Here is a 21,517-nt window from a genome sequence, read left to right as displayed (position 1 = left end):
GAGCTGAAGGTGTTCGCCGAAAAGGATCCCGCCGCGCTCCCCTGGCGCGACCTGGGCGTCGACGTGGTGATCGAGTCCACCGGCCGCTTCACCAAGCGCGAGGACGCGGCAAAGCACCTCGACGCGGGCGCGAAGAAGGTCCTCATCTCCGCGCCGGGCAAGAGCGTGGACCTCACGATCGCCTGGGGCATCAACCAGACCGCGTACGACCCGGCGAAGCACCACATCATGTCGAACGCGTCGTGCACGACGAACTGCCTCGCGCCCGTCGCGAAGGTGCTCCACGAGACGTTCGGCATCGTCAGCGGCATCATGACGACGATCCACTCGTACACCAACGACCAGCAGATCCTCGACCTGCCGCACAAGGACCTGCGCCGCGCCCGCGCCGCGGGGATGTCCATCATCCCCACCACCACGGGCGCCGCGAAGGCGACGGGGCTGGTGATCCCCGAGGTGAAGGGGAAGATCGACGGCGTCGCCATGCGCGTGCCCACGCCCGATGTGTCGATCGTGGACCTCGTGGCGGAGCTGGAGAAGGAGGTGACCGCGCAGCAGGTGAACGACGCGCTGCGCGCCGCCTCCGAGGGGCGGCTGAAGGGGATCATGGCGTACGAGGAGGAGGAGCTGGTGTCGGTGGACTTCACCGGCAACCCGCACTCGTCCATCGTCGACGCGCCCAGCACCAACGTGGTGGGCGGGCTGGTGAAGGTGATGGCCTGGTACGACAACGAGTGGGGCTACTCCTGCCGCTGCGTGGACCTGGCCCGCTACATCGGCGAGCGCCTGCAGAACAGCTGATCGCAGAAGGAGAAGAAGGGCATCGGCTCGTTGCGCCGGTGCCCTTCGTGTTTGCGGAAGCCGAAGCTGGGAGAGATCGGCGCGGGCGGGAGAAATCCTGCCCGCCCGGCTGGCCCCCTCCCCGGCCCCTCCCCCGCTCCGCAGGGGAGGGGAGAACCGCAATTCGGTGCTCGCGCTGAGTTGCCGCGAGCGAAGCGAGCCTTCGTCCCTCCCCCAGTCGGTTTTGGGGGAGGGACAGGCGCGAAGCGCCAGGGAGAGGGCTCCCCCGCGGCGCCCGGCACGAGGATCGAAGTTCGCACCGACACCGACCGCCATCGCACCGTATCGCCGTTCATCAACCCACGGCCCTGACCGATGAACAAGCTCACGCTCAACGACCTGCCGAAGAGCGCCCTGGCCGGCAAGCGCGTCCTCGTGCGCGTGGACTACAACGTCCCGCTCGACGCCGACGGCACCATCTCCGACGACACGCGCATCCGCGCCACGCTGCCGACGCTTCAGTATCTCATCGACGCCGGCGCGCGCATCGTCCTCCTCTCGCACTTCGGCCGCCCCAAGGGAAAGCCGGTGCCGGAGATGTCGCTCCGCCCCTGCGCCGCGCGCCTCGGCGAGCTCCTGGGCCGCGACGTCGCCTTCTCCGGCGAGACCGTCGGCGCCGCCGCGGTGGAGGCGACGAACCGGCTCGGCGGCGGCGACGTGCTCCTGCTGGAGAACACGCGGTTCCATCCCGGCGAGGAGAAGAACGACATGGAGCTGGCGCGGCAGATGGCCGAGCTGGGCGACGTGTTCGTGAACGACGCGTTCGGCGCCGCGCACCGCGCCCACTCCTCCACCGCCGGCGTGGCCGAGGTGATGAAGGGGGAAGGGAAGCCCGTCGTCGCGGGGTTCCTGATGGCGAAGGAGCTGGAATACCTCGGCGGCGCGCTGGAGAAACCGAAGCGCCCGTTCGTGGCCATCCTCGGCGGGGCGAAGATCAGCGGCAAGATCGACGTCATCAACGCGCTGCTGCCGAAGGTCGACCGCCTGCTGATCGGCGGCGCGATGGCCAACACCTTCTTCCGCGCGATGGATCTCCAGACCGGCACCTCGCTGGTGGAGGACGACCGGGTGGAGATGGCGCGCGGCCTCGTCCAGGGCGCCGGCGACCGCCTGGTCCTCCCCGTCGACTGCGTGGTGACGGACAGGCTGGAGGCAGGGGGGGAGACGCGGATCGTCTCGCGCGAGGCCATCCCCGCGGACCGCATGGTGGCGGACATCGGCCCGCAGTCGGTCGACCTCTACCGCCGCGAGCTGGAGGGGGCGAAGACGGTGCTCTGGAACGGGCCGATGGGCGTCTTCGAGAACCCCGCCTTCGCCGACGGCACCCGCGGCGTGGCCGAGGCCGTCGCCACGGCGACGGACAACGGGGCGACCACGATCATCGGCGGCGGCGACTCGGCGGCCGCGGTGGCGGAGATGGGGCTGGAGGACCGCATGTCGCACGTGTCCACCGGCGGCGGCGCCTCGCTCGAGTTCCTCGAGGGGAAGGAGCTGCCCGGCGTGGCCGCGCTCGACGACCGGACGGGCTCGTGAGCGCGCCGCTGAAGCCGGTGCTGGCCGGCAACTGGAAGATGAACCTGGGCCCGTCCGAGGCCGCGCGCTTCTTCGGCGAGTTCCTGGCCGTCTGGCAGCCGCGCGACGACCGCAGCGTCGTCTTCTTTCCCCCCGCCGTCTCCCTCGCCGCCGCGCGCGAGGCGCTCCAGGGCCGCGCCGACGTCCGCCTGGGCGTGCAGAACGTGTACTGGGAGAAGGGCGGCGCCTTCACCGGCGAGATCTCCGCGGGGATGGCGGCGGACGCGGGCGCGGAGCTCGTGCTGGTCGGCCACAGCGAGCGCCGCTGGGTGTTCGGCGAGACGATCGAGGAGACGGTGAAGAAGGTGCGCGCGGTGCTCGACGCCGGCCTGGTCCCCGTCCTCTGCGTGGGCGAGAAGATCGAGGAGCGCCGCGCCGGCCGCGCCGAGGACGTGGTGGAGGCGCAGCTCACCGCCGTGCTCCGCACCCTCTCGTCCGACGACGCGCGCTCGCTGGTGGTGGCGTATGAGCCGGTGTGGGCCATCGGCACCGGCGTGAACGCCACCCCGGCCGACGCGGGCGCGATGCACGGCTACGTGCGCCGCGAGCTGGCGGCGGCGTACGGCCGCGAGATCGCCGCCGCCGTCCCCATCCTGTACGGCGGCAGCGTCAAGCCCGAGAACGCCGCCGAGCTGCTGGCCGTGGAGGGCGTCGACGGCGTGCTGGTGGGCGGAGCGAGCCTCGATCCCCACGGCTTCGCGCAGATCTGCGGCGCGGTGCAGTGAGCGGGAAAGCGGCGCCCGGCGGTTGACGGAACCGCGCATCGTGCTACATTTAAACGCTTTGCCATCCCTGGCCCGACCCCCTCTGAGACGACCGGAAGCGCCGTGTTCACGTTTCTGCTGATTCTGCTGGTGCTCGACGCGCTGGTGCTGATTCCCGTGGTGCTGCTGCAGTCCGGCAAGGGCGGCGGTCTGGCCGCCATGGGCGGCGGCGCCGGCACCGACACGCTGTTCGGCAGCCGCCAGGCCACCACCATCCTGCACAAGGCCTCGTGGTGGTGCGGCGGGCTGTTCGTGGCCATCGCGTTCGCGCTGTCGATGCTGTCGGCCCGCGCCGCGCGCCCGACCTCGGTGCTGCGCCAGGGGCTGCAGAAGAGCGCGCCCACGGCCCCCGCGCCGGCCGGCCAGCCCGCGGTTCCCGGCGTAACGCAGCCCGCGACGCCGACGGCCCCCGCCGCCGCGCCCGCGCCTGCCGCCACGCAGGGCGGCAACGACCCGGCCACCGCCGCCGGCGCCGGCCAGCCCGCCGCGCCCCCGACCAGCGCGCCGAAGCAGTAAGCGCCCGGTCGTTTCCAGGCCTGAAGACGGGCCGGCTCCCCTCGCGGAAGCCGGCCCGTTCTGCGTCCCGAAGTCCCGCCCCGCGCTTAGTTCTCCCCTCCCCTGCGCAGCGGGGGAGGGGCCGGGGGAAGGGGCCGCCCGCGGCCGCGCGGATGCCAGCCGCAGCGGTCCGAACCCGCCCCCGCGCTGAGGTCTCCCCCTCCCCCAGTCGGTTTTGGGGGAGGGGGCCGGGGGGAGAGGGCCTCCGCGCCGCGTCCGCACCAATCTCCCCACTCTGCGCTGATTGCGAACCTCGGGAGTAGGCTCGTCTGTCTACCCCAGCAGCTCGTCCAGCTCCACCGGCTGGGGCGTCACGGCGGACTCATCCTTTTCCCCCGTGCGGATGCGGTACACGCTCTCGACGGGGAGGACGAAGATCTTCCCATCGCCCACCTCGCCGGTCGAGGCGGCGCGGAGGATGGCCTGCACGGTGACGTCGACGAACGGCTCCGACACGCCGATCTCCAGCCGCACCTTCTCCTGCAGCTCCATCTTCACCGTCGTCCCGCGGTACGTCTCCACCCGCTCCACCTCGCCGCCGTGGCCCTGCACGCGGCTCACCGTCAGCCCGCGCACCTCGGCGCGGTAGAGCGCCTCCAGCGTCTCGCCCAGCTTCTCGGGGCGGATGATCGCGACGATGAGCTTCATGCGGCCTCCGGCGCCAGCAAGGCGGCGGGCACGGGCACCTCGATCACGCTCGGCAGCAGCGCCTCGGGCGGCACCAGCACCGCGCCCTCGCCGCGCGCGTACGCCTCCTCGCCGTGCTGCACCACGTCGAGCCCGACGCCTTCCTCGCGCCCCTCGCGCCGCAGCGGCGCCACCAGCGCGATCGCCTTGAGGATCGCCAGCGTGGCGATGGCGCTGTATCCCCCCGCCGCGAGGACCGCGACGGCCTGCTTGCCGAGCTGCGCCGCGTTGCCGAAGAGGAGCCCGTCCGTCCCGCCCCACGCGGCGGAGGCGAGCACGCCCGTCAGCAGCGCGCCCACGATGCCGCCGGTGCCGTGCGCGGCGAACACGTCCAGCGAGTCGTCCAGCCGCGTGCGCGAGCGGTACGCGATGGCGAAGTAGCTGGGGAACGCCGCCACCGCGCCCAGCGCGATGGCCGCCGCGGGCCCGACGAACCCGGCCGCCGGCGTCACCGCCACGAGGCCGACGACGATCCCCGTCGCCCCGCCGACCGCGGTGACCTTCTTGAGACGCGCCGCGTCGAGCGCCATCCACACCACCAGCGTGGCGGCGGGTGCCAGCAGCGTGTTGACGAACGCCAGCGCCGCGGATGCGTTCGCCGCGAGCGCGCTCCCCGCGTTGAAGCCGAACCAGCCGAACCAGAGCAGCCCCGCGCCCAGCAGCACGTAGGTGGCGTCGTGCGGGAGGAGCGCCTGGCGGCCGTAGTCCTTGCGGTTGCCGACGACGATCGCCGCGACGACGGCCGCGAGCCCCGCGTTCACGTGCACCACCGTCCCCCCGGCGAAGTCCAGCGCGCCGAGGCCGCCGAGCCACCCCTTCCCCCACACCCAGTGGGCCACGGGGGCGTAGACGAGCAGCGACCACGCGCCGACGAAGGCCAGGTACGGCCCGAAGCGCATCCGCTCCACCACGGCGCCGGAGATCAGCGCGGCGGTGATGATGGCGAACGTCCCCTGGTAGGCCATGAACAGCAGGTGCGGCGTCGCGCCCCACGATCCCGTCTCCAGCCCCACGTTCCGCAGTCCCGCGTACGACAATCCCCCCACGAACCCGTTCCCCGGCGCGAAGGCGAGCGAGTAGCCCAGCAGCGCCCACGCGATCCCCACCACGCCCAGCGCGGCGAAGCTCATCATCAGCGTGTTGAGCACGTTCTTGCCGCGCACCAGCCCGCCGTAGAAGAACCCGAGCGCCGGCGTCATCAGCAGCACCAGCGCGGTGGCGGCCATCAGCCACGCCGTGTCGGCGCCGCTCACCGGCACCGTCTGCGCGGCGGCCAGGAACCCCGCGGGAACGAGGGAGATCGGGAGTGTCATGTCTCTCCTGTGGCGAAGGGGTGCGTCCACGGTGGGATCGATAAGCAGAATCGATGCCGAACAGTATGAAGTCAAGAGAGATGAATTTGCATCTTAAAAAAATTAAGTATGTGGAGAGATGTGAAGCAGATTCATAAAGATCGCGGTCCCGCCGGACGGCACGCCGTACCACGGTTCGTCCCACGATAGTTGCGCCGGGGGGACCGGAGACGTACCAATCCACTGCCCGGGCCGCCATCTGGCGCCGGCGCTTCCACCCGCTCCCACACCGTGATCCACCGATGAAGACGCGCGTTTTCCTCCTGCTGGCCGCCGCCTCGCTGGGCGCCGGAAGCGCGGCGGCTCAGGCACCCGTCGTGCCCGCGCTCGACCGGGCGAACCTCGACACCACCTGCGCGCCCTGCCAGAACTTCTACCGCTACGCCAACGGCGGGTGGATGGCCCGCAACCCCATCCCCGCCGCCTACTCGTCGTGGAGCGGCTTCAACGAGCTGCGCGACCGCAATGAGGAGGTACTGCGCGGGGTGGTGGAGGCGGCCGCGCGGCAGGCCGAGGTGGCGCGCGACGAGAACACCCGCCGCGTGGGGCGCTTCTACGCCACCTGCATGGACTCGGCGAAGGCCGAGGCGGCGGGGATCGGCCCGATCGCCGAGGACCTGCGCCGGCAGGGCTCGCTCCGCACCCCCAACCAGGTGATCGAGGAGATCATGCTGCAGCACGAGCGGGGGACGGGGGTGCTTTTCGGGCTGGGGAGCGACCAGGATCCCAAGAACAGCGCGCGGGTGATCGCCGACGCGTCGCAGGGCGGGCTGGGGCTGCCCGACCGCGACTACTACCTGCGCGACGACTCGGCCAGCCGGAAGCTGCGGGGCGACTACCTCGACAACGTCACCGAGATGTTCGTGCTGGCCGGCCAGCCGCGCGACGCCGCGCGCGCCGACGCCGAGCGCGTGCTGTCGGTGGAGACGGCGCTGGCGCGCGCGTCGATGACGCGGGTGCAGCGGCGCGACCCCAACGCGCAGTACCACTTCATGTCCGTGCGCGACGTCGAGGCGCTGACTCCGAACTTCGCGTGGGGCGTGTTCCTGCGCCGGCTGGGGATCCGCGTGGACAGCATGAACGTCTCGCAGCCCGACTTCTTCCGGGCGATGTCGCACGAGCTGGCCAACCGGCCGCTGGAGGACTGGCGCGCCTACCTGCGCTTCCGGACGATCAGCCGGACGGCCGACTGGCTGTCTTCGCCCTTCGCCGCGCAGAGCTTCCGCTACACGCAGGCGCTGACCGGCGCGCGCGAGCGGCAGCCGCGCTGGCAGCGCTGCCTGCGCCTGACCGACGCCGTGCTCGGCGACGCGCTGGGGGAGGAGTACGTGCGCACGGCCTTCACCCCCGAGGCGAAGGCGGGGATGCAGCGGATGGTGGGGAACCTGCGCGCCACCTTCGCCGACCGCGTGCGCGCCGCCACCTGGATGGGCGCCGCCACGCGCCAGCAGGCGCTGGAGAAGCTGGCCGCGTTCGGCACCAAGATCGGCTATCCCGACGAGTGGAAGGACTACACCGGGCTGGAGATCGGCACCGCCAGCCACATCGCCAACCTGCGGGCCATCGGGGCCTTCGAGGCGGCGCGCAACCGGCGCAAGATCGGCGGGCCGGTGGACCGCGGGGAGTGGTTCATGACGGTGCCCACGGTCAACGCGTACTACTCGCCCACGCTGAACGAGGTGGTCTTTCCCGCGGGACGGCTGCAGCCGCCGTTCTTCCACGTGTCGTACGACGTGGCGGCCAACTACGGCGGGATCGGCGGCACCATCGGGCACGAGATGACGCACGGCTTCGACGACCAGGGGCGGCAGTACGACGCGCGCGGCAACCTGCGCGACTGGTGGACGCCCGAGGACGCGCGCGGCTTCGAGGAGCGCGCGGCGGTGGTGGACCGCCAGTACAGCGCCTACACGGTGCTCGACTCGCTGCACGTGAACGCGAAACTCACCATGGGCGAGAACATCGCGGACATCGGCGGCCTGTCCATCGCCTTCCACGCCATGCAGCGCGAGCTGGCGGGAAAGCCGCGCACGCTCATCGACGGCTTCACCCCCGAGCAGCGCTTCTTCCTGGCCTACGCGCAGGCGCGCCGCGCGGTGTTCCGCGACCAGCAGCTGCGGCTGATGGTGCAGACGGATCCCCACTCGCCCAACGAGTTCCGCGTCAACGGGCCGCTCTCGAACATGCCCGAGTTCGCGGCCGCGTTCGGGTGCAAGGAGGGCGATCCCATGGTCCGCCCGGCCTCGGTGCGCGTGAATATCTGGTAATCCCGCGGTAGGGAGGATGAGGCACGGACGGCCGCGGGGATTGATCCTCGCGGCCGTCCGCGTTTTTGGCCGTCGCCGAGCTGTCGATCTCCCTCATCTGTTCCGTCGACCGAATCCTTCCGTTCCTCGTGGGTGTATGGGAGATTTGCCTGCCGCTCGCCGGCTGGGTGCTGAATCACCGCGAGAAACCGAACGTGCGAACGCCCCGCAATCCATCGTCCCGGGCCTCGCCCCTGGACGTGTTCGAGTACGAGCTGCTGCAGGAGAAGGCGGCCACGCTGGCGCGCCTGGGCCGCCGCGCCAGTGCCGCGCTCGACGCGCTGAAGGCGTTCGACGCCGCGCCCGGCGATGCGGCGGAGCGTGACGAGCTGGTGCGCGCCGCGGGCGAGGCGATGTGGTACTACGTGGTCCAGCGCGAGGTCTGCGGCTTCCGCGACGGCGAGGCGCTGCTGCGGCAGCTGGGCGTGCCGCGCGAGGTGCGGCTGCGCATGGGCGTGTTCCCGCGCGAGGCGAAATAGCCCGCGGCGCTTGAGGAAGCCCGCATCTCCGTTTAGTTTCAAACGCTTGGGGTCGGTAGCTCAGCTGGTAGAGCACCGGACTTTTAATCCGATGGTCGTGGGTTCGAGTCCCACCCGACCCATCTACTCACGCAGCCCCGGGGACGAGATCGCTCCGGGGCTGCTCGTCGTCATCCATGGAAGTACGGGCTTAGAGTGTCCTCGCGATCTCTGGTGCCCACGTCGAGAGGACTGTGCCGAACAGAACCCATCCTAGCCCGACAATTTCCAAATGTAGGTCGCTCGTCGCATACTGATGAAACCTGTTCTGAACCTCTGCGATTGCAGTTGTTCGCGCGTTTGTTTCGGCGCTAAGTGCTTCCAATATCTGCTTATGTTGAGCCTCTACTCTGTCTTCGAGATTCCACGTCGCGTCCTGTATCTGGTCTAATATCCGCTCGACAAGTGCTAGCCGTTGTTCGACGGTTGCATCCGTCCCATAACGAACCTTTCCTCTCGCTTTAATAGACAGACCGCCTAACGAGCCTGAAGCGGAACCCATTAGAGGTGGTTCGAGACTCTGGGGTCGCCGGAGTCGCTTAACCGCCCATTTCCTCGCTTGTTCCCACACCTGCTTTGATTCTGCTCGCCACTCAAATGAAAGTGATGGGAGCCCAAACTCCCGCCGTAATTGCATGATACCATACCCGACGGCGGCGACGCCCAGTAGCTGGAGCATTCCGCCTGCCGATCGCAACGCGGGCTCGCTAGACGCTTCTAACCCGGCGAGGGTGCTCACTCCAACTCCTATGCAAAGCGCAAGCAGAGTTGCTAGGACAAACAGGCTGGCGTGAAAAAGCAAGCCGCGACTCCTTCGGGAATGTTGGATCGATCGCCATGCTCATCCGTTCAGTCGTTCGGGGTGAGGATGAGAATCTGATCTGAGGAACACCCATCACAGCCAAATACGTCGGCATTGTAATGCGGGTTTCCGATTCAGTTTTAAACCGAGTCCGCCCCTCCAACGCTGCTCGATCGTCTTCATGGAATGAGTTCGTTCGGCCCTGTGTGCCTCGCCCACTCGCGTGCTGGCTTTATAAATCTCCCCGGCGATTGAAGAAATCCGCCAATTCGGCTATCTTTCTCAGCTTACGTGCATCCTGCCAGAACCCGACGACATCGCGTGGAGGTGCCCCGTGGCCGGGCATAGCAAGTGGAAGCAGATCAAGCACAAGAAGGCGCTCACCGACAGCAAGCGCGCCGCCGCCTGGACCAAGATCATCCGTGAGATCACGGTGGCGGCCAAGGCCGGCGGCGGCGATCCGGCGGGCAACCCGCGCCTGCGCCTGGCCATGGACACGGCCCGCGCGGCCAACATGCCCAACGACAACATCGACCGCGCCATCAAGAAGGGCACGGGCGAGCTCGAGGGCGTGAGCTACGAGGAGATCACCTACGAGGCCTACGGCCCCGCCGGCGTGGCCATCATGATCGACGCGCTGACCGACAACGCCAACCGCACCGTGGCCGACATCCGCCGCTGGCTCTCCCGCAACGGCGGCAACCTGGGCACCACCGGCTCCGTCGCGTGGATGTTCGACCGCCGCGGCGAGATCGTGATCGACGGCGAGCGCTTCGACGAGGACACGGTGATGGAGGCCGCCCTCGAGGCCGGCGCCGAGGATGTGGTGAGCGAGGAAGGCGTGCACACCGTCTACACCGCCACCTCCGACCTGGGCGCGGTGCAGGACGGGCTGCGCGAGAAGGGGATCGAGTGGGACAGCGCCGAGCTGGCGATGGTCCCCAAGACCGAGGTGAAGGTGACGGGCGACGACGCGCAGACGCTGGCGAAGCTGCTGGACCTGCTCGAGGACCTGGACGACGTGCAGAAGGTCTACACCAACGCCGACATGGATGTCGACCTCGCCGAGGTCTGATCTCAAGGCGGGACAGGCGGTGGTGCTGGGGATCGACCCCGGCACCGCGGTCACCGGCTACGGCGTCGTCGCACGGCAGGGCGACGGCGCCGTTTCGCTGCTGGAGTGCGGCGTGGTGCGCACCCACCCCCGCGCGCCGCTGGCCGAGCGCCTGCGCGACATCTACGAGGGCGTGGGCGAGATCATCGGCCGCGCGCGGCCTACGGTGCTGGCGGTGGAGTCGGCGTTCTACGGCAAGAACGTGCGCACGTCGATGGTGCTGGGCCACGCGCGCGGCGTGATCCTCCTCGCGGCGGCGCTGCGGGAGCTGGAGGTGGCGGAGTATCCTCCCGCCGAGGTGAAGAACGCGGTGGTGGGCGCGGGTGCGGCGACGAAGGACCAGGTGGGCTACATGGTGCAGCGTCTCCTCCGTCTGAAGGAGCCGCCGAAGCCGCACGACGCGGCGGACGGCGTAGCCATCGCGCTCTGCCACTGCTTTCGCGGCTTCGGCCCCGCCGCGAAGGCGTCGGCACAGATCGCCGCGCTGCGCTCGCTGATCACCCCGCCCAAGCTCCGCCCGTGACGATCTCGTCGTCGCCATGTTGTGGATCCGCGCTTCCGCCGTGACCCGCAAACCCGCCTCCTTGCCCTTCGGGCGTCACTCCTCCAACCTTGTAGGGCGCCAAAGACTCCGTAGGTCCAGATTCGCGAATCCAGCCCCGCCTGCCGTCCACCGAACCCGCCAGCGGAAGCAGCCGCCGCTGCCGGCGGGTCCCTCCTCCCCCCCCCACCATGGAGGCCCAGATGAGAAAGCTCAAGCTCGACCTCGAGGCCCTGACGGTGGAGTCGTTCGCCGTCGAGCGCGGTTCCCGTGCCGGCCGGGGCACGGTCCGCGGCCGGGCGGACGCCACGACACCCACACTGCTGGTACCTATCGTCACCTGGACGATCTACGAGCTGACCAGGGAAGACTCCGACTCCGACGTGGTCTGCATCACCGAGGTCGGCACCAACAACCGAAGCCTGTGCTTCCCCAACGATTGCTGAGCCGCGGAGCGCCGCGCGTTCTACCGCGGCGGGCGCCGGCTCCAATCACGGCGGCACGCTGGAAGTGAGAGCGGGACGCCTCTGGTTTCAGGGGCGCCCCGCCTGCATTGTTGCCTCTGCGGGTTCGATCCCCGGCCACCGGGCAAATCTCCACATCCCACACTGACCGGACGAGATGATCTCCCGCATCCGCGGTGAGCTGCTGCTGCGCGACCTGGAGCGCGTGGAGGTGATGACCCAGGGCGGCGTGGCCTACGAGGTCTTCATCCCCACCACCGTGTTCGAGCGGCTGCCGAAGCTGGGCGAGCAGGTGACGCTGCGCACCTACCACCTGGTGCGCGAGGACGCGCAGGCGCTCTACGGCTTCCTGGAAGAGGTGGAGCGGACGCTGTTCACGCGCCTGATCTCCGCGTCCGGCGTCGGCCCGCGGCTGGCGTTGGCGCTGCTGTCGGCCATGAGCGCGGAGATGCTGGTGCGCTCCATCCGCGACCGCAACGTGGCGGCGCTCACCGCCGTCAGCGGGGTGGGGAAGAAGACGGCCGAGCGCATCGCCGTGGAGCTCTCGGGGAAGCTCGACGACCTGGCGTTCGCGCCGTCGGCGATGGCCGCGCGCACGCCGGGGGTGGAGGAGGCCCTGCGCGCGCTGATCGCCCTCGGCCTGACGCAGGGCGACGCCGACCGCGCCGTCCGCGCCGTCGTCGCCGAGCAGGGCGCGAACCTCACCGCCCCCGAGCTCATCCGCCACGCGCTGGCAAGGGCGACGGCGAAGTAGCGGGTCGCGCCGGGACGCCGCCGCTGCCTGACGGTGGACCGGCCGGATCGGTCATGCTCCGGTCCGGCGGAAACGATGATGCGCTGCGGCACGTAGGGCCCCTCGGCGGCCGGATTCGGCCGGAGCACCCGCTGCCGTGGAGACGTGATGACGCCGCTGCTCTTCGTCTGGCCCTACGCCGCCGTGTACTGGGCCACCGTGGTGTGGGCGTTCAGCCCCGAGTTCGGCATCATCCGGCGAGCGAAGCGGTCGGCCGGCGCATCCGACGCGAGATCGCTCCAGGTGATCCTGTACGGCGGCCAGGCGGCGTTCCTCATCGGGATTCCTCTCGCCTGGCTCGGGCCTTTCCAGTTCTCGCCCGCGCTGCGTCCCGCCGCCTTCTTCGCCGGCATCGCGCTGCTCGTTGCCGGCAGCCTCCTGCGGCGTCACTGCTTTCGCATGCTCGGCACGTCCTTCACCGGCGACGTGCGAGCGGCTCCCGGCCAGGAAGTCGTCACCCGCGGCGCGTACGCGCTCCTGCGCCACCCGTCCTACACGGCGGGAATCCTGATGAACACCGCGTTCGGGCTCGCGCTGGGAAGCTGGGGGTCGGCGCTGGTGTTCGCGGCCGGTTCCCTGGCCGTCTACATGTACCGGATCCGGGTCGAGGAGCGCGCGCTGCTGGCCGCGATCGGCGAGCCGTACGAACGGTTCATGCAGACACGCAAGCGGCTGGTTCCGTTCGTGTATTGAATCGGCCATCCCCTGTCCTCCGTCCCCTGTCCCCCATCCCCCGTCTCCTGTAGTTTCCGCGCGTAACCCGAAGCTCTCCCGCAGCCCCGACGCGCGACTCCGTGGACCCGCAGCGCTCCGAGATCACCACCCCCGAGGCGATGGGGGACGACGAGACCGCAGAGCTCAGCCTGCGGCCGCAGCGGCTGGCGGAGTTCATCGGGCAGCCCAAGACCAAGGAGTCGCTGAAGATCGCCATCGACGCGGCGCTCAGCCGCCGCGAGCCGCTGGACCACGTCCTCCTCTACGGCCCGCCGGGGCTGGGGAAGACCACGCTGGGGATGCTGATCGCCCGCGAGATGAACGTGAACATCAAGCTCACCAGCGGCCCGGTGCTCGAGAAGCCGGCCGACCTGGTGAGCACGCTCACGAACCTCTCCGAGGGCGACGTGCTGTTCATCGACGAGATCCATCGCCTGCGCCCGATCATCGAGGAGTTCCTCTACCCGGCGATGGAGGACTACCGCATCGACATCCGCCTCTCCGAGGGCCCGCACGCGCAGACCATCACCATGCCCGTGCCGCGCTTCACCCTGGTGGGGGCGACGACGCGCTTCGGGCTGCTGACGCCGCCGATGCGGGCGCGCTTCGGGATCGTGCAGCGGCTGGACTACTATCCGGTCGACCAGCTGGCCTTCATCGTCGCGCGCACGGCCGAGATCCTGGGCGTCCGCTGCACGACCGAGGGGGCGATGGAGATCGCGAAGCGATCGCGGGGGACGCCGCGCGTGGCCAACCGCCTGATGCGCCGCGTGCGCGACTACGCCCAGGTGCGCGCCGACGGCGTGATCGACACGAACGTGGCCGACAAGGCGCTGCAGATGCTCGACGTGGACGAGTTCGGCCTCGACGAGATGGACAACCGCGTGCTGCGCTCGCTGATCGAGCAGTTCGGCGGCGGTCCGGTCGGCCTCAACACGCTGGCCGTGGCGATCGGCGAGGATTCGGGGACGCTGGAGGAGGTGTACGAGCCGTTCCTGATCCAGAACGGCTTCCTGATGCGCACCCCGCGCGGCCGCGTGGCCACGTCGCTCGCCTACCGCCGCATGGGCTACGCGCCCCCCGTCGAGAACCGCGGCGACGGCCCCCAGAGCAGCCTCTTCGACGCGTGACGGGGGATGGAGATGGGGGGATGGGGATTGTGCGTGGGATGGGGATGGGGCGTGGGATGAAGATGGAGATGGAGATTGTGCGTGGGATGGCCAGGAGCGCGGTGTGCGAGTAAACTCGCGGCTACAACCACACGCAGTCCGCCTTCGCGGACTTCGTCGGCGCGGTGGTCGGTTGAGTGCCCCCAAGCCTGTCATTCCGAGCGGTGCCGCCGCGCCGAATCCATCCCCGCGCCGAATTCCGGCGGCACCCGAGGAATCTGTAGCCGCGTCCGCACCACAGTCCGTCGACGCGCCGCGACACTTTCGCACTCTCGCACCCTCGCACTTTCGCACTGCGGTTCCGCGATGACGGAGCGCGGCTACCGCACCTCCGACTACGACTTCCACCTTCCGCCCGAGCAGATCGCGCAGGCGCCCGCCGAGCGCCGCGACGCCAGCCGCCTGCTCGTGGTCGACCGTGCCACGGGCGAGCTGGCGCACCGCGTGTTCGCCGACCTCGTCGACTACATCCCCGCCGGCGACGCGCTGGTGGTGAACGAGACGCGCGTCTTCCCCGCGCGCCTCCTGGGCCGCCGGGCCAGCGGCGCCGAAGCCGAGGTGCTCCTCCTCACCCCGCACGGCGGCGACGAGAAGACGTGGACGGCGCTCGTCCGCCCCGGCGCCAAGCTCAAGCCCGGGCGCTCGGTAGATGTCTCCGACGAGCTGCGGGTGGAAATCCTGGAGAGCACGCCCGGCGGCGAGCGTATCGTGCGGCTGCACACGCGCCTGCCGCTGTCCGAGGCGCTGGACCGCTACGGCGAGGTGCCGCTGCCGCCCTACGTCCAGCACCGCGCCACGGAGGAGGACCGCGAGCGCTACCAGACCGTCTACGCCCGCGAGCGCGGCTCCGTGGCGGCGCCCACGGCGGGGCTGCACTTCACCCCCGGGCTGCTGGCGGCGCTGGAGGCGAAGGGCGTGCGCATCGTGCGGCTGGTGCTGCACGTGGGCGTCGGCACCTTCCGCCCGGTGGAGACGGAGGACCCCGCCGAGCACCGCATGCACAGCGAGTGGTACCACGTCCCCGCCGCGGCCGCCGAGGAGCTGAACGCCGTCCGCGCCGCCGGCGGCGCCCTCTGGGCGGTGGGCACCACGGTCACGCGCACGCTCGAGACGGTGACGGACGAGCACGGCATTGTCCACCCCGGCGAGGGGTGGACCGACATCTTCATCCGCCCCCCGTACCGCTTCCGCGCCGTCGACCACCTCATCACCAACTTCCATCTCCCCAAGTCGACGCTGCTGATGCTGGTGGCAGCGTTCGCGGAATACGACCTTGTGATGCGGGCGTACGAAGAGGCGGTGGAGTGCGGGTATCGGTTCTTCTCGTACGGGGACGCGATGCTTGTCATCTAAAGCGGCTTTCAACACGAGTGAAATGGATACCTTCTTTGCCGTAAAGGACCCGCGCCAAGCGCCCCTCCGGAAACGCGATTTCCTGCTGTTTGATCGGATTGGCGTCCCAATGTTCAACTCGGAAATCGCATATCCCGTTTTGGATAGCGAAAGAGCAGATCTCCATTGGTTGTTTGAGAACGAGCTTGTGTTTGGTGTCCAATCTGAACACATGCTGGCCGTTTCAGAGGACGATCCCGCGATTCAGCGAATTCAATGGCTTGGAGCTGTGGCCGCTGCACATAGTTTATTGCACGGATTATCACTCAGGCGCCCGATCGACCCGCTGGAGATCGAGCATCTTGCTTCGTTCGAGGATTACGGACGCAGCTCAGGTCTTCGTGTCCTTGCTACTCTCGTCGAACACCACACTCAACGCAGAACAGTTCCACTCGTCGAATCATCAAACCTAAGTCACTCACTAAGTGCTCCGGACCTCGGGCGTGCTTTAGGATTTTTGCGATCACTTCCCGCAGAGGTTCGATCGGCGTCGTTGCGAGCCGCGCCAACAGCCGTGGAGTATACCGAGGATCTGTTGGATCTTCGACCGGTTGAGTTGGCTATCAAGCATCTTGAGGCAGCCCTTGCTTCTGAGAAGCTTCAAGGTGTAGCTACCGAGCCTGTGATTCAAATCGTTCTCAACGAGCTACCACTTCCTGACGAGAGCGTATCTTGGGAGCAAGTTGTCGACTTCCGATCCGATGAATTGGTAAGGCAAGACTGCCTGCGTCTTCGTAAATGGATGCGTAAAGTTTCCGCGGCTACAGCTTCCCCGGCGGAGATCGTAGAGGAATTAGAAGATCTGCGAGCAGATTATATCAGCCACGTCCGCTTGCACCGGTTGAAGCAGAGCAGTGGAATAATGGAGACGGTATTGACAGTCGTGGGAGAAACATTAGAGAATTTGGCGAGATTCAGACCGGGGGCCGCTGTAAAGGCCTTCTTTGCAGTTCGGCAGCGGCGAATTGCGCTACTTGAAGCCGAATCTGCCGCACCAGGTCGCGAGGTTGCTTATCTAATCAAGGTTGGCCAGCGATTCAGGAGGGGGCGCAGATAGCCGCATGCCGAGATGGAGCTTCAGGCGTGCAATTCATCCGACGTGTCCGCTCTTCAGCACGGCATTGGGCTCGACGCTCACCCCGACCACAGCAGTTGTGGTGCACGCCTCCGCACCAGGTCGTGTAATGCCACCTCGGCGTCTTCGAGCCGACGATGCACTGCTCGGGGTTCACCTCGATGCCGGCGGCGCACAGCTCTAGCAACACCGGCGGGACATACGCGATCAGATAGCTGCTGTATGACGGGTCTGGATTCGCATCACTTATGAACGCCAGCCACGTGTCCCACGGCGGGCAGTTGAACACGTCGAAGAACCCGCCGGTCGCGACCTCGGCGGCGCCGTCGCTGAGTTCGGCTTCGGGGAAGTAGACCAAGAGGCGTCCGCCAGCTGGCAGCGTGCGGACTTGGCGGGCGAGCCGCAGCATGGTCTCGCGCCGGGTGGCGACGCCCACACCGCCGCGAAAGGGTCGCGCGAGAGCAGGGGCGGGCGGAGCTGCTCGTGGCGCGGCGAATCGCGCGGGTCCGCGGCGTCGGCGCGGGCGTCGCACCACGCGGCGGCTTCGGCCAGGCGCCGCAGGAAGCCGTCGAGCGACGCCGAGCAGTCCGGCTCCGAGCGGGCCAGCGTCCGCGGCTGCGTCATATCAGTCTCTCTCCTCCTTCAACCGCTCGCCGATCGCCGGCTCGCACGGAAGCGTCGACCGCAGCCTGCGCAGCAGGCTTCCCAATGTTCCAGCCGCGGGTTTACCCGCCCGTCCCGACCTCGCCCCCTCACATCATCCCGTCTCCTCCCGCATCCGCTCCTCCAGCGCGGCGTCCGGCTCGACGAAAACCGTCTTCGCTTGCAGCACACTCACCCGTCCCGGCGGGGCGCCGCGCGGCTTGCGGACGTACTTGCGGCGCGTCCAATCCACGGCGACGGTGCCCGACGAGCGCGCCTTGCTGTGCAGCGCCGCCAGCACCGCCGCCTCCTCCAGGTCGCGCGCGGGCGGCGCGCCCTCCTCGCTCCAGCGCAGCACGACGTGCGATCCCGGCACCTGCCGCGCGTGCATCCACACGTCCTCGGGCGAGGCGTGGCGGAAGGTGAGCACGTCGTTGTCCTTCGACGTCCGCCCCACGCGCACCTCCAATCCCCCCGACGTGCGGTAGACGCGGTAGGGGACGCGCGGCCCCTGCTGCGACGGCTTCGCGCGCGCCTCGCGCTGCTCCGCGCGGGCCAGCGCGCCCTCCACCCACGCCGGCACCTCGCCCGCCTCGGTCGCGGCGGCGGCCGTCTCCCACCGCGCCGCCTCTGCCTCGGCGCGCTCGATCAGCTCCGGCAGGCGCGCCTCGGCACGGGAGCGGCGGCGCGCATCCTCGTACAGCTTCTCCGCGTACTCGTGCGGCTTCAGGGCGGGATCGACCGCGATCTTCAATCTCCGCCCTTCCTCGTCGTACACGGTGACGCGTTCGGCGCCGGGTTGTACGCGCGCGGCGTTCGCGAGCAGGAGATCGGCGTGGCGCCGCAGCCGCTCCGCCTCGCCGACCTTCGCCCGCTCGGCGGCCAGGCGCTCGAGCCGGCGCCGGGCGGAGACGAGGCGCCGGCGCGCGCGCTCCAGCAACTCAGCGCGGTCGCGCTCCGTCTCCCCCGTCTCGCCCATCTCCGCCACCAGCGCGAACGCGCCAAGGAGCGACTCTCCCGGCGCGCGGCGCGCGGGAACGCCTTTCAGCAGCAGGGGATAGGGCTGCAGCCCGTGCTTCGTCTCCAGCAGCACGGGGGAGATCATGGTGCGGTGCATCGCCCACCACCGCTCGAACGCCGCCTCCAGCGCGGCGGGATCGTCCGACTGCGACGCATCGCCCAGGATCGACGCGGCGTTGATGGGGCTGGTCGCGGCGAAGTGGCGCAGGAGCGCGCCGCGCCGCTCGTGCGGGGGGATGGGGGCGAGGCGGGCGATCCACTCCGCGTGCGCCTGGTCGCGCGACGCGAGGCCGGCGGAGAAGCGGCGGTGCGGCTCGGGAGGATGGTAGACCTCGCCGGTGCGGAGGACGCGTCCCCCCGCCTCGCGCGTGCGCAGGAGCGAGACGATGCGCCGGTCCGCCGCGTCGACCAGGAGCGCGTTCCACTGGTTGGTGTGCAGCTCGATCACCAGCGCGCGCGTGCCGCCGCGGAAGCGGTTCCCCTCGTGCAGGTCGATCCTGAGCAGCCGCTCGTCGTCGGGCGCGGATACGCGGACGATGCGCGCGTCCGGGGTGCGCGCCTCCATCCCCTCCGGGCGCGGGACGATGCGCACCCAGCCGCGCATGGGGTGGAGGTCGAAGCGCAGCGCCTCGCCGCGGTCCAGCAGGAGCGTGGCGGACAGGTCGCTGTCGAAGACGGGGAGCGGGTGCGCGGAGCGGCCCTTGAGGGCGGCGGCCAGCTCGGTGGCCAGGACACCGACGAGGGGCGGATCGAAGCGGAGGGCGTTTGACACGGCCTGAACATCTTCCTACAATTCAGGCACGTCAACCCGCTACCATGGACATCGTCTGGCCCGGCGGCATCTCGGAATGGCCGGGCCCGGGAGACTGGGGAAATGTCCACACAGCGCGGGAATGGCGTGCGGAGGGTCACCGTGCCCGACCTCCGCGAAATGAAGCGCCGTGGCGACAAGATCGCCGCGCTGACCGCATACGACTACCTCTTCGCCAAGCTCGTCGACGGCGCGGGGGTAGACGTCGTGCTGGTCGGCGATTCGCTCGGGCAGGTGGTGCTGGGGCTCGACACCACGCTGCCGGTCACCCTCGACGACATGATCCACCACGCGCGCGCCGTGCGCCGCGGGGTGGAGCGCGCCCTCCTGGTCGTCGACCTCCCCTTCCTCACCTACCAGGTCAGCCGCGAGGACGCCGTCCGCAACGCCGGGCGCGTGCTGCAGGAGACCTGCGCCGCCGCGGTGAAGCTGGAGGGCGGCACCCCGGCCATCGCCTGCACCATCCGGGCGATGGTCGACGCGGGGATCCCCGTGATGGGCCACCTGGGCTTCACCCCGCAGTCGGTGAACGTGATCGGGGTGAAGGTGCAGGGGCGCGGCGAGGAGAACCGGCGGCGGCTGCTGGACGAGGCCAGGCGGATCGAGGAGGCGGGCGCCTTCGCCATCGTGCTGGAGCTGATGCCCGGCGAGCTGGCGGAGGAGATCACCTCGTCCGTCTCCGTGCCGACCATCGGCATCGGCGCGGGGGCGGGGTGCGACGGGCAGGTGCTGGTGCTGCACGACATGCTGGGGCTGAACACGGACTTCAGGCCCAAGTTCCTGCGCCGCTTCGCCGAGGCGGGCCGGGTGGTGTCGGACGGCGTGGGCGCGTACGTGCAGGCGGTGAAGGGGGGCGAGTACCCCGCGGCGGAGCACACCTTCGAATGAGCGCCGAGGCCCTCGCCGCCGCCGCGGCCATCGACGCCGCCGTCGCCGTCTGCCCGCCCGCGGCGCCGGTGCTCGTCCACACGAAGGCGGAGGTGCGCGACTGGGTCGCCCAGCAGCGCGCGGCGGGGCGGCGCATCGGCCTCGTGCCGACGATGGGCTTCCTGCACGAGGGCCATCTCTCGCTCGTCGACCGGGCGCGCGAGCAGGCGGAGGTGGTGGCGATGTCCATCTTCGTGAACCCGCTGCAGTTCGGGCCCACGGAGGACCTGGACCGCTATCCGCGCGACCTGGAGCGCGACCTGGCACTGGCCGCGTCGCGCGGCGTGGAGCTCGTCTTCGCCCCGTCCGCGCGGGAGATGTATCCCGAGGGCGAGCCGCGCGTCTCCGTGGTCCCCGACGAAGAGATCGGCGGGCGGCTGGACGGCGGCACGCGGCCGGGGCACTTCCGCGGGGTGCTGACCGTCGTCGCCAAGCTGTTCGGCATCTTCACCCCCGACGTGGCGGTGTTCGGGCAGAAGGACCTGCAGCAGGCGGTGCTGATCCGGAGGATGGCGGCGGACCTCGACATGCCGGTGCGGGTCGAGGTGGCGCCGATCGTGCGCGAGCCCGATGGCTTGGCGATGAGCTCGCGCAACGTGTATCTTTCTGCCGACGAGAGAGCGGCCGCGCTGGCGCTCTCTCGTTCGTTGCAGGACGTCCGCGCGCTGTACGCGGGCGGCGAGCGCGACGCGAAGGTGATCCGCGACGCGCTGTGGAGGGGGATATCGGTCCAGGGCGTGGAGCCCGAGTACGCGGAGGTGGTCGATCCGGGTACGCTCGGGCCGGTGGAGCGGGCCGCCGACTGCGTGTTCTGTGCCGTGGCGGCCCGGGTCGGCAGGACGCGGCTGATCGACAACTGCGTGTTGCCGTAACAGAAGTCCTAAGTCCTGGGTCCTAAGTCCTAAGTGAGGGACAGAGGGACTTGGGACTTAGGACTTAGGACTCAGGACTAACATCGCCCAGAGGATCGACTCATGTACCGCACGATGTGCAAGTCGAAGATCCACCGGGCCACCGTGACCGGTGCGGATCTGAACTACGTGGGGTCGATCACCATCGACCCCGTGCTGATGGAGGCCGCCGACCTGCTGGAGTACGAGCAGGTGGCGGTGGTGAACGTCAACAACGGCGCGCGCTTCGAGACGTACGTCATCCCCGGCGAGCCGGGGGAGGGGGAGATCTGCCTGAACGGCGCCGCCGCGCGCCTGGCGCACCCCGGCGACAAGGTGATCATCATCTCCTACGGCCAGTACGCCGAGCAGGAGATGGAGACGTATCGCCCCGTGTTCATCTTCGTCGATGAGCACAACCGCATCAGCCGCGACGGGGTGCGCGCGGTGGGCGCCTGACGGGCCGCGGTTCCGCCGCACGGCGGGATTCGGTAGATTGAGGACGATGCCTCGGCGGTGATCTGCTGCCGGGGCATCGTCGCGCGCGGGACGGTTTCGCGCCCTGGCTG

The 21,517-nt window shown here is 69.5% G+C and carries 21 protein-coding genes and 1 tRNA gene; 18 read left to right on the top strand and 4 right to left on the bottom strand.

The features are described from left to right. From gap to secG, 4 genes are all read left to right on the top strand, one after another. Nucleotides 1-801 (top strand): type I glyceraldehyde-3-phosphate dehydrogenase (gap, locus tag VF092_30375; protein HEX6751638.1); only part of this gene is annotated, 801 nt, incomplete at its 5' end. A gap of 354 nt (nucleotides 802-1,155) precedes the next feature. Beyond that, on the top strand, nucleotides 1,156-2,373 hold the full coding sequence (locus tag VF092_30370) for a phosphoglycerate kinase (protein ID HEX6751637.1): 1,218 nt from the start codon (nucleotides 1,156-1,158) through the stop codon (nucleotides 2,371-2,373). Further along, nucleotides 2,370-3,137: a triose-phosphate isomerase gene (gene tpiA, locus VF092_30365; GenBank protein HEX6751636.1), complete on the top strand. Its 768-nt coding sequence runs from the start codon at nucleotides 2,370-2,372 to the stop codon at nucleotides 3,135-3,137. Before VF092_30370 ends, tpiA begins: the two co-directional genes overlap by 4 nt. 102 nt (nucleotides 3,138-3,239) lie before the next feature. Further along, nucleotides 3,240-3,692 carry a preprotein translocase subunit SecG gene (gene secG / locus VF092_30360; GenBank protein HEX6751635.1) on the top strand — a complete coding sequence of 151 codons (453 nt, stop codon included), beginning with the start codon at nucleotides 3,240-3,242 and terminating at the stop codon, nucleotides 3,690-3,692. A gap of 312 nt (nucleotides 3,693-4,004) precedes the next feature. Here secG and VF092_30355 read toward each other — a convergent pair whose 3' ends face one another. Together VF092_30355 and VF092_30350 are read right to left on the bottom strand one after the other, a co-directional pair. Then, nucleotides 4,005-4,379, bottom strand: coding sequence for a P-II family nitrogen regulator (locus VF092_30355; protein ID HEX6751634.1), 375 nt, complete (start codon nucleotides 4,377-4,379; stop codon nucleotides 4,005-4,007). Beyond that, nucleotides 4,376-5,731, bottom strand: a complete 1,356-nt coding sequence (locus tag VF092_30350; protein HEX6751633.1) for an ammonium transporter — start codon at nucleotides 5,729-5,731, stop codon at nucleotides 4,376-4,378. The genes VF092_30355 and VF092_30350 overlap by 4 nt, the downstream gene beginning before the upstream one ends. Before the next feature lie 281 nt (nucleotides 5,732-6,012). Between VF092_30350 and VF092_30345 the strand changes: the two genes are divergently transcribed. The 11 genes from VF092_30345 (at nucleotide 6,013) to VF092_30295 (ending at nucleotide 16,640) form a co-directional block, all read left to right on the top strand. After that, the gene (locus tag VF092_30345; GenBank protein HEX6751632.1) at nucleotides 6,013-8,037 is read left to right on the top strand and encodes a M13 family metallopeptidase; all 2,025 of its coding nucleotides are present in this window, start codon (nucleotides 6,013-6,015) and stop codon (nucleotides 8,035-8,037) included. 194 nt (nucleotides 8,038-8,231) lie between these two features. After that, nucleotides 8,232-8,555, top strand: coding sequence for a DUF6665 family protein (locus VF092_30340; protein ID HEX6751631.1), 324 nt, complete (start codon nucleotides 8,232-8,234; stop codon nucleotides 8,553-8,555). A 49-nt stretch (nucleotides 8,556-8,604) separates the two neighbouring features. Next, nucleotides 8,605-8,677, top strand: a tRNA-Lys gene (locus tag VF092_30335). A 1,053-nt stretch (nucleotides 8,678-9,730) separates the two neighbouring features. Then, complete coding sequence (locus VF092_30330; protein ID HEX6751630.1) at nucleotides 9,731-10,471, top strand: YebC/PmpR family DNA-binding transcriptional regulator; 741 nt, start codon at nucleotides 9,731-9,733, stop codon at nucleotides 10,469-10,471. Further along, entirely contained in the window at nucleotides 10,449-11,033 is a 585-nt protein-coding gene (ruvC, locus tag VF092_30325; GenBank protein HEX6751629.1) for a crossover junction endodeoxyribonuclease RuvC, read from the top strand. Before VF092_30330 ends, ruvC begins: the two co-directional genes overlap by 23 nt. A gap of 221 nt (nucleotides 11,034-11,254) precedes the next feature. Beyond that, on the top strand, nucleotides 11,255-11,497 hold the full coding sequence (locus tag VF092_30320) for a hypothetical protein (protein ID HEX6751628.1): 243 nt from the start codon (nucleotides 11,255-11,257) through the stop codon (nucleotides 11,495-11,497). A gap of 175 nt (nucleotides 11,498-11,672) precedes the next feature. After that, nucleotides 11,673-12,269 carry a Holliday junction branch migration protein RuvA gene (gene ruvA, locus VF092_30315; protein HEX6751627.1) on the top strand — a complete coding sequence of 199 codons (597 nt, stop codon included), beginning with the start codon at nucleotides 11,673-11,675 and terminating at the stop codon, nucleotides 12,267-12,269. Nucleotides 12,270-12,416: 147 nt separating this feature from the next. Then, nucleotides 12,417-13,001, top strand: coding sequence for an isoprenylcysteine carboxylmethyltransferase family protein (locus VF092_30310; GenBank protein HEX6751626.1), 585 nt, complete (start codon nucleotides 12,417-12,419; stop codon nucleotides 12,999-13,001). 101 nt (nucleotides 13,002-13,102) lie between these two features. Further along, a complete protein-coding gene (gene ruvB, locus VF092_30305; protein ID HEX6751625.1) occupies nucleotides 13,103-14,152 on the top strand; it encodes a Holliday junction branch migration DNA helicase RuvB in 1,050 nt (349 codons plus the stop codon). Nucleotides 14,153-14,497: 345 nt separating this feature from the next. Next, a complete protein-coding gene (gene queA, locus VF092_30300) occupies nucleotides 14,498-15,544 on the top strand; it encodes a tRNA preQ1(34) S-adenosylmethionine ribosyltransferase-isomerase QueA (GenBank protein HEX6751624.1) in 1,047 nt (348 codons plus the stop codon). Nucleotides 15,545-15,566: 22 nt separating this feature from the next. Continuing rightward, the gene (locus VF092_30295; protein HEX6751623.1) at nucleotides 15,567-16,640 is read left to right on the top strand and encodes a hypothetical protein; all 1,074 of its coding nucleotides are present in this window, start codon (nucleotides 15,567-15,569) and stop codon (nucleotides 16,638-16,640) included. Here VF092_30295 and VF092_30290 read toward each other — a convergent pair. Further along, the gene (locus VF092_30290; protein HEX6751622.1) at nucleotides 16,621-17,067 is read right to left on the bottom strand and encodes a hypothetical protein; all 447 of its coding nucleotides are present in this window, start codon (nucleotides 17,065-17,067) and stop codon (nucleotides 16,621-16,623) included. The two genes, VF092_30295 and VF092_30290, sit on opposite strands and share 20 nt — an antisense overlap. Before the next feature lie 348 nt (nucleotides 17,068-17,415). Continuing rightward, nucleotides 17,416-19,092, bottom strand: coding sequence for an NFACT RNA binding domain-containing protein (locus VF092_30285; protein ID HEX6751621.1), 1,677 nt, complete (start codon nucleotides 19,090-19,092; stop codon nucleotides 17,416-17,418). Nucleotides 19,093-19,233: 141 nt separating this feature from the next. On the opposite strand from VF092_30285, the gene panB reads away from it, so the two are divergent. From panB to panD, 3 genes are all read left to right on the top strand, one after another. Beyond that, the gene (panB, locus tag VF092_30280) at nucleotides 19,234-20,019 is read left to right on the top strand and encodes a 3-methyl-2-oxobutanoate hydroxymethyltransferase (protein ID HEX6751620.1); all 786 of its coding nucleotides are present in this window, start codon (nucleotides 19,234-19,236) and stop codon (nucleotides 20,017-20,019) included. Continuing rightward, the gene (gene panC / locus VF092_30275; GenBank protein HEX6751619.1) at nucleotides 20,016-20,930 is read left to right on the top strand and encodes a pantoate--beta-alanine ligase; all 915 of its coding nucleotides are present in this window, start codon (nucleotides 20,016-20,018) and stop codon (nucleotides 20,928-20,930) included. The genes panB and panC overlap by 4 nt, the downstream gene beginning before the upstream one ends. Nucleotides 20,931-21,032: 102 nt before the next feature. After that, nucleotides 21,033-21,407 (top strand): aspartate 1-decarboxylase, encoded by a 375-nt coding sequence (panD, locus tag VF092_30270; GenBank protein ID HEX6751618.1) that lies wholly within the window; start codon nucleotides 21,033-21,035, stop codon nucleotides 21,405-21,407. Nucleotides 21,408-21,517: the final 110 nt, after the last annotated feature.

The sequence above is a fragment of the Longimicrobium sp. genome (assembly GCA_036377595.1).
Taxonomy (GTDB): Bacteria; Gemmatimonadota; Gemmatimonadetes; order Longimicrobiales; family Longimicrobiaceae; genus Longimicrobium.
This window is presented reverse-complemented; position numbering and strand designations above follow the sequence as displayed.

Excerpts from the sequence above, each read along its gene's own strand:
- VF092_30370 (HEX6751637.1), top strand. The coding sequence starts at position 1,156 with ATGAACAAGCTCACGCTCAACGACCTGCCGAAGAGCGCCCTGGCCGGC.
- VF092_30355 (HEX6751634.1), bottom strand. The coding sequence starts at position 4,379 with ATGAAGCTCATCGTCGCGATCATCCGCCCCGAGAAGCTGGGCGAGACG.
- VF092_30350 (HEX6751633.1), bottom strand. The coding sequence starts at position 5,731 with ATGACACTCCCGATCTCCCTCGTTCCCGCGGGGTTCCTGGCCGCCGCG.
- VF092_30345 (HEX6751632.1), top strand. The coding sequence starts at position 6,013 with ATGAAGACGCGCGTTTTCCTCCTGCTGGCCGCCGCCTCGCTGGGCGCC.
- ruvC (HEX6751629.1), top strand. The coding sequence starts at position 10,449 with ATGTCGACCTCGCCGAGGTCTGATCTCAAGGCGGGACAGGCGGTGGTG.
- VF092_30320 (HEX6751628.1), top strand. The coding sequence starts at position 11,255 with ATGAGAAAGCTCAAGCTCGACCTCGAGGCCCTGACGGTGGAGTCGTTC.
- ruvA (HEX6751627.1), top strand. The coding sequence starts at position 11,673 with ATGATCTCCCGCATCCGCGGTGAGCTGCTGCTGCGCGACCTGGAGCGC.
- VF092_30310 (HEX6751626.1), top strand. The coding sequence starts at position 12,417 with ATGACGCCGCTGCTCTTCGTCTGGCCCTACGCCGCCGTGTACTGGGCC.
- queA (HEX6751624.1), top strand. The coding sequence starts at position 14,498 with ATGACGGAGCGCGGCTACCGCACCTCCGACTACGACTTCCACCTTCCG.
- VF092_30295 (HEX6751623.1), top strand. The coding sequence starts at position 15,567 with ATGGATACCTTCTTTGCCGTAAAGGACCCGCGCCAAGCGCCCCTCCGG.
- VF092_30290 (HEX6751622.1), bottom strand. The coding sequence starts at position 17,067 with ATGCTGCGGCTCGCCCGCCAAGTCCGCACGCTGCCAGCTGGCGGACGC.
- panC (HEX6751619.1), top strand. The coding sequence starts at position 20,016 with ATGAGCGCCGAGGCCCTCGCCGCCGCCGCGGCCATCGACGCCGCCGTC.
- panD (HEX6751618.1), top strand. The coding sequence starts at position 21,033 with ATGTACCGCACGATGTGCAAGTCGAAGATCCACCGGGCCACCGTGACC.